Source organism: Streptomyces sp. NPDC014870 (assembly GCF_043081505.1).
Classification (GTDB): domain Bacteria; phylum Actinomycetota; class Actinomycetes; order Streptomycetales; family Streptomycetaceae; genus Streptomyces.
This window is the reverse complement of record NZ_JBIBWQ010000002.1, coordinates 394,312-406,207: the sequence shown is the minus strand read 5'-3', so window position 1 is coordinate 406,207 and position 11,896 is coordinate 394,312. Positions and strand designations below refer to the sequence as shown.

Annotated in this window: 11 protein-coding genes; 4 read left to right on the top strand and 7 right to left on the bottom strand. The window is 74.5% G+C overall.

The window, feature by feature from the left end; translation table 11 throughout:
• Positions 1–56 precede the first annotated feature (56 nt).
• Both ACF09C_RS06460 and ACF09C_RS06455 read left to right on the top strand, forming a co-directional pair.
• Positions 57–758 (top strand): beta-glucanase, encoded by a 702-nt coding sequence (locus ACF09C_RS06460; protein ID WP_392089390.1) that lies wholly within the window; start codon positions 57–59, stop codon positions 756–758.
• 94 nt (positions 759–852) lie between these two features.
• Positions 853–2,058, top strand: a complete 1,206-nt coding sequence (locus tag ACF09C_RS06455) for a low temperature requirement protein A (RefSeq protein WP_392089387.1) — start codon at positions 853–855, stop codon at positions 2,056–2,058.
• 80 nt (positions 2,059–2,138) lie between these two features.
• On the opposite strand, the gene ACF09C_RS06450 is transcribed toward ACF09C_RS06455, so the two are convergent.
• From ACF09C_RS06450 to ACF09C_RS06425, 6 genes are all read right to left on the bottom strand, one after another.
• Positions 2,139–3,953 (bottom strand): alpha/beta hydrolase, encoded by a 1,815-nt coding sequence (locus ACF09C_RS06450; RefSeq protein WP_392089385.1) that lies wholly within the window; start codon positions 3,951–3,953, stop codon positions 2,139–2,141.
• 71 nt (positions 3,954–4,024) lie between these two features.
• Positions 4,025–4,216, bottom strand: a complete 192-nt coding sequence (locus ACF09C_RS06445; RefSeq protein ID WP_392089382.1) for a hypothetical protein — start codon at positions 4,214–4,216, stop codon at positions 4,025–4,027.
• Between the two features lie 50 nt (positions 4,217–4,266).
• Positions 4,267–4,635 (bottom strand): hypothetical protein, encoded by a 369-nt coding sequence (locus ACF09C_RS06440; RefSeq protein ID WP_392089381.1) that lies wholly within the window; start codon positions 4,633–4,635, stop codon positions 4,267–4,269.
• Positions 4,636–4,701: 66 nt separating this feature from the next.
• Positions 4,702–6,210, bottom strand: coding sequence for an amino acid permease (locus ACF09C_RS06435; RefSeq protein WP_392089378.1), 1,509 nt, complete (start codon positions 6,208–6,210; stop codon positions 4,702–4,704).
• Between the two features lie 65 nt (positions 6,211–6,275).
• Positions 6,276–8,426, bottom strand: a complete 2,151-nt coding sequence (locus ACF09C_RS06430; RefSeq protein ID WP_392089376.1) for a phage holin family protein — start codon at positions 8,424–8,426, stop codon at positions 6,276–6,278.
• A 170-nt stretch (positions 8,427–8,596) separates the two neighbouring features.
• Positions 8,597–9,001: a hypothetical protein gene (locus ACF09C_RS06425; RefSeq protein ID WP_392089373.1), complete on the bottom strand. Its 405-nt coding sequence runs from the start codon at positions 8,999–9,001 to the stop codon at positions 8,597–8,599.
• Between the two features lie 354 nt (positions 9,002–9,355).
• Here ACF09C_RS06425 and ACF09C_RS06420 point away from each other — a divergent pair, with 354 nt between their 5' ends.
• Together ACF09C_RS06420 and ACF09C_RS06415 are read left to right on the top strand one after the other, a co-directional pair.
• Entirely contained in the window at positions 9,356–10,129 is a 774-nt protein-coding gene (locus tag ACF09C_RS06420; RefSeq protein WP_392089371.1) for an MBL fold metallo-hydrolase, read from the top strand.
• Positions 10,126–10,785, top strand: coding sequence for a DedA family protein (locus ACF09C_RS06415; RefSeq protein ID WP_392089369.1), 660 nt, complete (start codon positions 10,126–10,128; stop codon positions 10,783–10,785). Before ACF09C_RS06420 ends, ACF09C_RS06415 begins: the two co-directional genes overlap by 4 nt.
• Here the strand turns inward: ACF09C_RS06415 and ACF09C_RS06410 are convergent.
• Positions 10,765–11,862 carry an MBL fold metallo-hydrolase gene (locus tag ACF09C_RS06410; protein WP_392089367.1) on the bottom strand — a complete coding sequence of 366 codons (1,098 nt, stop codon included), beginning with the start codon at positions 11,860–11,862 and terminating at the stop codon, positions 10,765–10,767. The two genes, ACF09C_RS06415 and ACF09C_RS06410, sit on opposite strands and share 21 nt — an antisense overlap.
• Between the last annotated feature and the right edge of the window lie 34 nt (positions 11,863–11,896).

The window sequence follows — 11,896 nt, the reverse complement described above, 5'->3', positions numbered from 1 at the left end:
CCTCGCGGGCAGGAATCGGGTGGTACGTCCGCCACCGGCCGCAAGAGGAGCCGCCCATGTCCACCCGACCGCCCCTGCCGCCACCCCTGCCTCCGCCTCGAGCCTCCGAGCCGGTCTTCACCGCCGACTTCGCCTCACCGGAGCAGTGGATCGCCGGGCGCTCATGGGCCTATCCGAACGGCGGGCCGATCAACCCGGGCGACAACAAGCTGGACCATCTGACGGCGGACCCCGCCTACAGCCGTTCCGGGGTCTTCCGCGCGACCCGCCGCGGCGACGGGCGGTGGGACTCCGGCCTTCTGACCACGGAGGGCAGCCCGCAGGGTTTCGAGTTGCGCGCCGGGGACGTGCTGGAGGCGCGGGTGCGGCTCCCCGTGGAGACCGGGGCGTGGCCGGCGATCTGGACCTGGCGGGACGGCGGTCAGGAGATCGACGTCTTCGAGTATCACCCCGACAACCCCGACCTGCTCGAACTGTCGAACCGCGTGCGGGGCACCTACCGCTACCACCGCTCCCCCACGGTGCGGCCGGGCGGCTGGATCCGGCTGCGGACCGAGTTCGGCGCCCGTTCGGTGGTGTGGTGGCTCGACGACGAGAAGGTGTTCGCCGACGGGCGCGGGGTCGGCGCGTCCTGGCACGCCTTTCTGATCGTCAACCTCTCGGTCTGCGCGGGCCGTTACCACCCGGCGCCGGATCCGGAGACGCGCGAGATGTCCTTCGAGGTGCGTGACCTGCGGGTGTTCCGGCCGGGCCGGTAGGGCGGCACGCCTCGGGCCGGACACGTACCGCACGCGTGGGTATTGTTCGCGCCGTGGCGGCGGGGGTTCGCCCACCGGACGGCGGGAGACGCGCATGGCGTGGCGCAGGGACCGGGCGCGGATGGTCGCGACCGGGGACGAGCACCGGGTGACTCCCGCGGAACTCTTCTTCGACCTGGTGTTCGTATACGCGATCACGCAGGTGACGGCCCTCATGGCCGCCGATCCCTCGCCGACGCGGGTGGCCGGCGCGATGATCGTGCTCGCGCTGCTGTGGTGGTGCTGGTGCTGCTTCGCGTGGCTGGGCAATGTCGTCAGGGCCGACTCCGGCGCGCTGTTCGCCGTGCTCGTCACCGTGATGGCGGTCGTCTTCATCGTGTCGCTCGTGGTGCCCGAGGTGTTCGCGGACGAGCCGGGCGGGCTCTCGGCGCCCCTGCTCTTCGTGCTCTGCTACGGAGCCGTGCGCGTGCTCCACCTGGTCTCGTACTGGCTCTCCAGCCCCGGGGACGCCGCCCTGCGGGCGACGCTGCGGCGCACGGCGCTGCTGTCCGTGCTGCCGCCGATGGTGCTGCTGCTGATCGGCTCCGCGTACACGGGCGGCGTGCAACTCCTGCTGTGGCTGGGCGCAGTGGTCATCGACTACGGCGGCATCTATGTGACCGGCGCCTCGGGCTGGCGGGTCAACTCCCCCGCGCACTTCTCCGAGCGGCACGGTCTCATCGTCATCATCGCGCTCGGCGAGTCGATCGTGGCCATGGGCGTGGGCGTCGGGGGCTTCCCCGTCACGGTCGCCGTCCTGGGCACGGCGGCGGCCGGGCTGCTGCTGTCGGCCGCGCTGTGGGCGCTGTACTTCTGGCGGCTCGCGGAGGGGGCCGAGCACCGGCTCGCCGCTCTGGAGGGCGACGAACGGACCCGGTTCGCCCGGGACGTCTACACCTTCCTGCATCTGCCGCTGGTCGCCGGTGTCGTGCTGTGCGCGCTCGGCATGAAGAAGGTCCTGCAGCAGGTCGCCGACACCGGCCACTACGACCTCGCCGAGCCCCTGCACGGGGTCGTGGCCTGGTCGCTGACCGGCGGGGTCGGGGTCTTCCTGCTCGGCGGCGCCGCGATCGTGCTGCGCAGTTCGGGCCGCCGTCCGACGGTCCTCGCCGTGGGCGGGGTGTGCGCCCTCGCGTCCGGCGCGCTCGTCGGTCTCGTCCCCGCCCTCGTGGCCCTGGTCGTCCTCGCCGCCGCGCTGACCGCGCTGGTCGCCCTGCACGGCCGGGGTGCCGAGGCGCGGCCCACCCATGGAACGGGCTGAAAGCCCCTGCCTCCTACCCCGTGTACCACGGGCCCGGTACGCGCCGGCGGGGCGGCCTCGGTGTGTGGCGGCGGGGCGGCTCAGTACGCGGCGGCGCGGTGCTGGATGTAGGCGCGCAGCCTGGTCGTGTCGGCGGCCGTCCAGCCCTCCGGCGGGGCCACCGCCGCCCAGCCGTCCACGGCCCCGGCTCCGTAGCGGTGCCCGTGCGGAGCCTGCACTCCGTAACTGACGGCCATGTCGATCGAGGTCTGCCAGAAGGCGACGAACGGGAACCAGTCGATCTCGGGGGTGATGTCCGGGCCGAGCGGGTCCGCGAGCCACGCGGGGCGCTCCAGGAGGAGGTCCGGCGACCACCAGACCACCGGGTCGGAGGCGTTCTGCAGATAGACCGCGCGCGGGAACCCCCAGCGGGCCGGGGGCCGGGCGAGGTCGGCCGCCGGGAACTGGGCGAAGCGCACCCGCGCCCCGCCCTCGTACTGCGGGCGCCACACGGGGCTGCCGGGGTCCCGGTCGCGCCGGATCTCCTGGGAGATCGGGGAGAAGTTCGGGGTGCCGAGCAGCAGGGCCCCGTCCGTGCGGGCGAGCAGGTCGTCGGGGCCGTCGAAAGAGGCCTCCACGGCGTAGGCGCCGAGGCTCTCGCCGGTGACGAGGAACGTGGGGCGGCGCTCGGCGGGCAGCGTGTCGAGCCGGGCGCGCACGGCCCGCACGAGCGCCCGGGTGGCCTGGCCGGCCTTCTCCTTGTCGACGAGGAAGGAGACCCAGCTGGGCAGGTACGAGTACTGGACGGCGACGATCGCGGTGTCGCCGCCGTACATGAACTCCAGCGGCTCGGCCACGTTCGGGTTGACCCAGCCCGTGCCGGTGGTGCCCGCGACGACGAGGACCCGGCGGTCGAAGGCGCCGGTACGCTCCAGCTCCCGTACGGCGAGCCGGGCCTGGGCGGCGAACGGGCGCTCGTCCGTGAAGGCGGCCGGCAGCGCGGAGGGTATGTAGACGCGGACGGGGTCCTTGGCGGGGCCGCCGGAGACGGCGGTGACGCGGGCGCGGGTGGGGACGGACCCGGTGAAGTTGCGGCCCTGGTAGCCGAGGTCCTGCCAGGCGATGAGGGAGCCGGGGCCGCCGGAGACGTACCGCGAGACGGGCCGTCGGATGCCGTCCTTCGTACCGCCGTTGGTCGCCTCGGCGATCCGGTCGGCGACGTCGACGATCCCCCGGTCGAAGACCACGTCCCGGACGCCGACGAGGACGGCGAGGGCGGAGAGCAGCGCCCCGGCGGCGAAGGCGACCGGTTTCGGCAGGAGCCTGCCGAGCAGCCGGATCAGCTTGGCGGAGGCGAGCCGCACGGCCCGGGCGACGAGGAGGAGGGCGAGCAGCAGCGCGATCGCCATCAGCGCGATCATCGGGGTGTGCCAGGTCAGGCCGGGCGGCAGGCCCTGCAGGACCCGGAGCTGACGCTGCATCCGCGCGCTCTCGGAGATGAGCAGGCCCGACAGGACGGGCGCGACCACCCAGTACGTCTGCCAGCACCGGGCCCGTACGCGCTCGCCGGGCAGCCGGGGCGCGAGCGCCCGGACCAGCCAGGCGGCCGAGGAGCCGAGCGCGTACCCGATGGCGGCGGTGATGCCGCCGACGACGCCCTGGAGGTACCAGGGGCGCGGGACGAGCGAGGGGGTGAGGGAGGCCCAGAAGAAGAGCGTGGCGGCGCAGAGCGCGGTCAGGTCGGGCCAACGGCGGATCAGGTACGAGGGATCGGGGCGGTCCCAGTAGGGCCGGCGGAGGAGGGCCAGGAGCCGCACGCGAAGCGCCCCGACGCGGCCGGCGGGGCCGGTGCGGGTGGTGGGGTCGGTGGAGCCGGCGGACCGATCGGTGGTGGGGTGCCGGTCGGTCGAGGTCATCGGCTCAGCCTCGTTCACCGTGCACCGTTGCGCAACCGGCCCGCCGGCCGGGCCTGCCTTCCGGACAGGCCCTAGTACGAGGGCCGTTCCTCCCGGGCCTCCCGGACCTGCCCGGCCTGCCTGGCCTGTCGGACCGGGCCGCCGGGGGCGGGCTCGGCGGTCCGGGCGGGTGTCCGTTCCGGCTCGGCGGGGGCGCCTCGTTCGGCGCGTGCGGCCTCGGCACGCAGCAGGGCGCGCAGGACGGCGAAGGGGTCGGTGGGCATGGCGAAGCTCCTTGCGGTGGGGGGTGAGGTGCGTGAGAGGTACGGGCCTCTCAGCAGCGCATCACCACACACCGCAGGCCGGCGCCGTGCGGGCGCGGTGCGGGGACGGGTACGGACGCCCGGGCGGCGGACAGCTCCCCGCCGGGGGCCCGGCGCCCGTCCCGGGGACGGACGCCGCGGCGCCGGGACCGGAGCCGTCCGGGTGCCGCGGCCGCCGCCTCGGCGAGCTCGTGCGTCTCGGTGCCGGGGTCGGCGGGCTGACTCGTGGACAGGTGCCTGGCTTCCGCGCAGGCCGGTCCACCGGCGCCGGCGCCCACCCCGAACAGGGCGGCGAGCACGAGCGCGAGGACGAGCACGGCACGCCGGGCCGCGCCCGCCGGAGCGGCGGGCGCGGGGTGGGCGGTCGTGCCGGGGCTCATGGAGATGCGTACTGCCCCAGGGTGGGCCCGACGTGCCGGAACGGGCGGCGGATCCGCCCGGGCGGCCTACGCGGGCACGCCCGAATTCACGCGCTCGGCCGCGCCGTCCACGGCGTGCGGGGCGTCCGGCCCACCGTCCGAACCCGCGTCCGCATCCGCCTCGGCGTCCGTGTCCGCCCCGGGGCCAGCGCCCATGCGCGCGCCCATGCCCGCGCCCGCGTTCGCCCTGCGCACCTTGCGGGCCGACATCCACGCGTACACGAGCACGCCCGCGAAGAGGAACAGGACGCCCTGGTAGACGGCCGCGTAGCCGGAGCCCGCGACCAGCCACATGGAGAAGCCGAACGCGGCGGCGGCCAGGACGCCGTCGCGGGCGAGCCGGGCGCGGTCGACGCGCTCGGAGCGGCCGGAGAGCAGGAAGTAGATCTGCGCGGCGGTGGAGAGCAGGTACGGGACGGTGGCGGTGAAGGTGGTGACGAGGACCAGGATCTCGAAGACGCCCTCGGTGCCGACCGTGTAGTTGTAGCCCGTCAGGAGCGAGGCCAGGACGACGGTCACGAGGACGCCGACCGTCGGGACCCCGCGCCGCTTGCGGGTGAAGACCTGCGGGAAGAGCCCGTCGCGGGCGGCGGCGTACGGGGTCTGGGCGCTGAGCAGCGTCCAGCCGTTGAGCGCGCCGAGCATGGAGACCAGGGCCATGCAGGCGATGGCGGTGCCGCCCCAGGAGCCGCCGAACATGACGTTCACGGCGTCCGAGAAGGGGGCGGTGGAGTCGACGAGCCGGTCGTGGGCGACCGTGCCGAAGACGGCGACCGTGCCGAGGAGGTAGACCGTGGCGGCGCCCAGGGTGCCGAGGACGGTCGCGCGGCCGACGTTGCGGCGGGGGTCGCGGACCTCGCCGGCGCTGACGGCGGCCGACTCCACGCCCAGGTAGCTGAAGAGCAGGATCGCGGCGGAGGCGGAGACCGCGCCGAGCGCGCCGTCGCCGCCCGCCTGGAAGGGGCCGAGGTTGGCGCTGTCGAAGAAGAAGAGCCCGCCTACGGCGACCAGGAGCAGCGGGACGAACTTGAGGACGGTCGCGACGAGCTGGACCGCGCCGACGTAGCGGGTGCCCGCGAGGTTGGCGAGCGCCGGCAGCCACTGGAGCGTCAGGGCGGCCGCGAGGGTGGCGGCCTTCGACTCGTGGACCGGGATCAGGACGTCGAGGTAGCCGACGGCGGCCACGGCGAGGGCCGCGTTGGAGACCCAGGCGGTGATCCAGTACGACCAGGCGGCCAGGAAGCCCGCGAAGTCGCCGAAGGCGGCGCGGGCGTAGACGTACGGGCCACCGGTCTGCGGGTGGCGGTGGGCGAGCCGGCCGAAGACGAGGGCGAGGGCGATCGCGCCGAGGGTGAGGATGCCGAAGGCGACGAGGCTGATCGTGCCGAAGGGCGCGACGGAGGCGGGGAGGAGGAAGATGCCGCCGCCGATGATGTTGCCCATGACCAGGGCGGTGGCGATCGGGAGTCCGAACCGCCGGGCGTGCCTGGTCTCTTCGGCGGCATCGGACGGTGGTGCGGGGGTGGCCGTGCTCATGGGGGTGGTGCGCCTCTCGTCGTACAAACCCGAACATGGTCCGGGAGGTGAGACGCCCCGCCAAATCAGTTGTTTTTCTCCGGTGCGACCGCCCCGTCAACCGGAAGAAACGCTTCCGCATCGCTCGTGGGCGGGGAAATCTCCAGCGGCACCTGCGGGCCCGCGCACTCCCACAGCCAGCGGCGCAGCACCTGGTGCAGCTGCTCGGCGCCGACCAGTTCGGCCCCGTCCGCGACCGGCTCCGAGAGGTCCACGGGCGACAGCAGGAAGGGGTGTCCCTGCTCGCCGCCGAGGCCGCCGTGCGAGCCGATCTGCTCCTCGAAGGCGTGCACGGTCCCGGTCGCCGGGTCGTACATCGAGTTGACCATGATGTCGGCGACGTGCGGGAAGCCGTCCGTGCGCCGGACCGCGTCCGCCGCGCCGCGCCCGAACACCGCCAGCGGACCGTCGTCGTCGAGCGCCGCGACCGGCACCTCGGCCCCGTCCCGCCCGAGCACGACCGAACCGTGCTCGGCGCTCGCCACCAGCAGGAAACCGATGCCGGGGTGGTTGGCGAGGGTGCGCAGCAGCCCGGGATGGCGGCGCTCGATCTCCTCGCGGGTCATCCGGTGCGGGACCTCGGGGAAGGAGATGAGCCCCAGGTTCCCGGAGGCCAGCACGACGGGCTCGGCCCTGCCCCCGGTCTCCTCGCCGCCGACCCGCTCCCCGTCCCCCTCCTCGTCCACCGGCCGGTGCAGCGCGCTGCGCAGCGCGTCGCGGGCCGCGTCACGGGCCTCGGAACCACTACGGGTCCGCCGGACCCTGCGCGGTACGGGCAGCCCGCAGCCCGCCCGTACGAGATCGCGCAGGGTCAGCCCGTAGGCGCCCTCGAAGGTCGGTCCCGCGCTCTGCCCGTGGTCGGAGAGGAGCACGATCCGGTACGGGCGGGGCGCGTGCTCGGCGACCTTGGCGATCAGCGCGATCGACCGGTCGAGCCGGGCCAGCACCCGGTCGGTGTCGTGGCCGTGCGGCCCCGAGTGGTGCGCCACCTCGTCGTACGCGACGAGGTCGGCGTAGACGACGGTCCGCCCGGCCAGCAGATCACCGATCACCGCGGCCACGACCACGTCCCGCTCGACGACGGTCGCGAAGGCGCGGACGAACGGGTAGAGGCCGCCCCGCGAGACCCTGGGGCTCTCCTTGCGCAGCCGGGACCTGGTCGACTGGACGATCTCGCGGACCACCTCGGTGACGAAGGAGCCCGCCGTGCGGACGGCGTTGGCCGGGTCGGAGAAATACGTGAAGTACCCGGCGCGGGAACGGTTGCGGCGGCCCCTGCGGGCCGCCATCGACAGGACCAGGGCGAGCTGGTCGGCCCCGCCGCTGAACAGGTTGCCGCGCGAGGCCCCGTCGACGGTGAGGAGTCCGCCGTCCCCGGTGCGGGCGATGGCGCGCCGCTGGAGCTCGACGGCGCTCGCGGGCCGGTTGGAGACCATCAGCCGGCCGGTGTCCTTCTCGTACCAGCGGAAGGCGGGCACGTCCTCGTTGGAGCCGTGCAGGATGCCGAGCTGGCTGGCGCCGGTCTGGCTGGACCAGTCGGTGCGCCACGGGGTGAGCCGGTGGCTGGTGTCGAGCCAGTCGGCGACGGTCGGCATCAGCCCGTCGGCGACCGCGTCGCGAAGCACCCGGTGACCGACGCCGTCGAGCTGCAGGAAGAGCGTCCCGGGCGGGGCCTGCGGGCCACCGGTCACCGCCCGGGGCCGCTTGCGGTCCGCGAGCCGGTACAGGCGCCGGCGGTAGGCGTCGTCGTCCCTGACCGCGAGGGCCGTGGAGGTCGCCGAGGCGACGGCCGACATCACGGCGGCGACCACGACGGCCGTCTCCGGATTGGCGGCGCCGCGCCCGTCGGGGACCAGCCAGAGCGCGATGAGCAGCAGCGAACCGTTGAGGAAGAACACCAACAGGCCGAGGACCAGGGCCGGTACGAGCAGCAGCGCGCGGACGACGACGGGCCAGACGAGGGCGGTGAGCAGACCGAACGCGCCCGCGCCCCACACGGCGGTCAGCGCGGTGCGGGTGATGCTGTCGCCGTCGGCGGACTGGAGTTGGAAGTCGGGGAGCAGCCCGGCCAGGGCGAGCATGGTCAGCGTGGACACCGCCCAGACCACGATCACCCGCACCACGGCGCTGCCCGCGGTCCGCCAGCGGCCGTCGGTACGCCATCGCCCGTCACCCACGCCTGGTTCGCCTTTCACCCGTTACCTGCCTCAAGCGTGGCACATCACCCACATGACGCGGCGCGGGCGCGGGACCGGGCGAGAACCTGGGGGCCTGGGGACCTGAGCGTCTGGGGACCTGAGCGTCTGGGGGCCCGAGGGGTCGGCCCGCGGGGGCGGGGGCGGGGGCTTCAGCAGCCGTCGTAGCCGGCGGTGGGCATGGAGAGCCTGCGGTGGACGTCGGCCTTGCGCGCCGAGTCGTAGGACGGCTCGTCGATCCCCGCGGTCTCCAGCCGTACGCCGCGCCGCTCGCACTCGCTGTGGAAACCGGCCACATCGGTCAACGCCCGGGCCAGGACCCGTTCGTTGGGGGCGACGAAGAGGTCGACCTGGCCGGCGTCCACGTCCGCCCAGAGCGCGGCGTGGTCGGGCCTGATGCCGTAGAAGAGGAGCTGTCTGGTCACCACATAGCCCTTGTCCAGGGCCCAGCGGGCGCACATGGCGTGCTGGCTGCGCGTGTCGACCAGGAAGGGGTCGCTGTCGAGTTCCTCGAGCGGGGTGAGGCTGGCGATCGCCGCCACCCGAACGTCGTCCATGGACCGACCCTACTCCGAACCGGGGCACCCGAGCAGACCACGCCCGCGCGGCGCGCGCGGACCTCACGGCGGGGAGGAGTAGCCACAGGTGTGGCAGATCTTCCAGCCGTCCTGGGTGACGGCGAGGACGCCCCCGCAGCGCGGGCACTGCGCCGAATTGCAGGTCGTCCCCATCGTGCTCACCGCGACTCCCATCCCCTTGCTGACGGATGGCTACCCCCGCATCCCACCGTAGACGCCCCGCGTCGCCGGCCGCGGACAATTACTCTCGAGACAAGGCGAGGACGGACGACGGCGTGGACGTACCGCGGCGGCGCGCGTGTACCGCGGTACGGAACGGAAGGAGCCGGGCCGGTGGAGGTCACCTGGTGGGGTCATGCCAGCTGCACGGTCGAGGACTCCGGCGTCAGGTTCCTGACCGATCCGCTCTTCGCCCGCAGGCTGGCGCATCTGCGGCGGCGCAGAGGCGCGGCGCCGCCGGCCGAGGCGGCGCGCGCCGAGGCGGTGCTCGTCTCCCATCTGCACGCCGACCATCTGCATGTTCCCTCGCTGGCCCGGCTCGCGCCCGGCACCGTCGTCGTGGTGCCGCACGGCGCGCCCCGGGCCGTGCCGGGACTGCGCAGACTCGGCGAGCGGGGGCTGCGGCTGACCGAGGTGGGGCCGGGCGACACGGTGACGGTCGAGGGCGTGACGGTACGGGCCGTCCCGGCGCTGCACGACGGGCGGCGGCTGCCGGTGGGGCCGCACCGCTCCCCCGCGCTCGGGTACGTCGTCGAGGGCGAGGCGCGGACGTACTTCGCCGGTGACACCGGGCTCTTCGCGTCCATGGCGGAGGCGGTCGGCCCGGTGGACGTGGCGCTGCTCCCGGTGGGCGGCTGGGGGCCGTACCTGGGACACAACCATCTCGACGCGGGCCGGGCGGCGCAGGCGCTCGCGGCGCTCTCCCCGGCGGCGGCGGTACCGGTGCACTACGGCACGTACTGGCCGATCGGGATGGACGCGGTGCGTCCGCACGAGTTCCACGCGCCGGGCGAGGAGTTCGTCCGGCAGGCGGCGCGGCTCGCGCCGAAGGTGGTGGTGCACCTGCTCGGTCACGGCGCGCGGGTGCGGCCCGAGGTCGCCCGGTGATCCATGGCCTGTTGAGGGCGGCGGGCGACGTGCCCCCGGAGTCGACGCAGCAGGCGGTCGGCTACCCCTCGCTGTTCCTGCTCGTGGCCCTGGGCTCGCTGGTGCCCGTGGTGCCGACGGGGGCGATCGTCAGCTCGGCGGCCGTGGTCGCCTTCCACCAGACGGCTCCGCTCGCGCTGTTCTATGTCTTCCTGGTGGCCGCCTTCGCGGCGCTGCTCGGGGATGTGACCCTGTACTGGCTGGGGCAGCGCGGGGTCCGTTCGCGCAACGGCTCGCGGTGGTTGGCCGCGCTGCGGGGCCGGGTCACGCCCGAGCGGCTCGCGCAGGCCCAGGAGAAGCTCGCCACCCGCCAGGTCTCGGTGCTGGTCCTGTCGCGGCTGGTGCCGGCCGGGCGGATCCCGGTGATGCTGGCGTGCCTCCTCGCGAAGGTGCCGCTGCGGAGGTTCGTGCGCGGGGACCTGCCGGCGTGCCTGGCCTGGGCGGCGACGTACCAGCTGATCGGCGTCCTGGGCGGTTCGCTCTTCCCTGAGCCGTGGCAGGGCGTGGTGGCGGCGGTGGGCCTGGCGTTGCTGATCAGCGGGGCACCGGCGCTGTGGCGGCGGGTACGGGGAGCGGGGCGTGGGCGTGGGGGCGGATCAGGGACCGAGCACGCGTGAGGCGCCGACCGGGAGGTCCCAGAGGTCCTCGCGGGGCAGGCCTGCCCGCTGCCAGGCGGCCCTGACCCGGGTGAGCGGTTCGAGGACGGGCTCGGAGGAGAGCACGAACGTCGCCCAGTGCATGGGGGCCATGCGGCGCGCGCCGAGGTCCTGGAAGGCGCGGACCGCCTCCTCGGGGTCGGTGTGGACGTCGCTGAGCCACCAGCGCGGCTCGTAGGCGCCGATCGGGAGCAGGGCGAGGTCGATGCCGGGGTGACGGGCGCCGATCTCGGCGAACCAGTGGCCGTAGCCGGTGTCGCCGGCGAAGTACACCTGCCGTCCGGGGTGGTCGGGGTGTTCGGACCGGTGGGAGGGATCGGACCGCTCCGAGAGGACCCAGCCGCCCCAGAGCGAGCGACAGGTGTCGAGGAGGGTCCGCTTGGACCAGTGGTGCGAGGGGACGAACTCGAAGCGCACACCGTCGAGTTCGGCCGCCTCCCACCAGTCGAGCTCGGTGACGTGGCTGAACCTGCGGCGGGCGAACCAGCGCCCGAGACCGGCGGGGACGAAGACCGGGGTGTCTCTGGGCAGCCGCTTGAGGGTCGGGGCGTCGAGGTGGTCGAAGTGGTTGTGGCTGATGACGACGGCGTCCACGGGCGGCAGGTCCTCCCAGCGGACCCCGACGGGCGTGATGCGGGCGGGGGTGCCGAGGATGCGCCGGGACCAGACGGGGTCGGTGAGGACGGTGAGGCCGCCGATGCGCAGGACCCAGCTGGCGTGGCCCGCCCAGGTGACGGCGAGGGTGTCGGGCCCGGCTTCGGGGAGCGGGCCGGGGGCGAACGGCAGCAGCGGGATGTCGCGGAGTCCGTCGACACCGGGGCGCACGGCGCCCTCGCGGGCGAGCCTGGCCATGGCGCGGACGCCGGGAAGCGGGGCGGTGAGGCGGTCGACGAAGGAGCGGGGCCAGTCGGACCTGGTGCGGCCGAGCGGCTGGAGGACGGGCGACGGGGCGGGGGCGACGGGAGCCGGGGCGGGGGCGGTCCCGCTCTCGCGCACGGGCTGCGGGGCCTGCGTAGGCCGTGCCGTCTGTTCCGTCATCTGCGGGCTCCGTTTCTACGCGGTTCGTCGGGAC

Coding starts and splice junctions, on each gene's coding strand:
- ACF09C_RS06460 (WP_392089390.1), top strand. CDS start 57: ATGTCCACCCGACCGCCCCTGCCGCCACCCCTGCCTCCGCCTCGAGCC.
- ACF09C_RS06455 (WP_392089387.1), top strand. CDS start 853: ATGGCGTGGCGCAGGGACCGGGCGCGGATGGTCGCGACCGGGGACGAG.
- ACF09C_RS06450 (WP_392089385.1), bottom strand. CDS start 3,953: ATGACCTCGACCGACCGGCACCCCACCACCGATCGGTCCGCCGGCTCC.
- ACF09C_RS06445 (WP_392089382.1), bottom strand. CDS start 4,216: ATGCCCACCGACCCCTTCGCCGTCCTGCGCGCCCTGCTGCGTGCCGAG.
- ACF09C_RS06440 (WP_392089381.1), bottom strand. CDS start 4,635: ATGAGCCCCGGCACGACCGCCCACCCCGCGCCCGCCGCTCCGGCGGGC.
- ACF09C_RS06435 (WP_392089378.1), bottom strand. CDS start 6,210: ATGAGCACGGCCACCCCCGCACCACCGTCCGATGCCGCCGAAGAGACC.
- ACF09C_RS06425 (WP_392089373.1), bottom strand. CDS start 9,001: ATGGACGACGTTCGGGTGGCGGCGATCGCCAGCCTCACCCCGCTCGAG.
- ACF09C_RS06410 (WP_392089367.1), bottom strand. CDS start 11,862: ATGACGGAACAGACGGCACGGCCTACGCAGGCCCCGCAGCCCGTGCGC.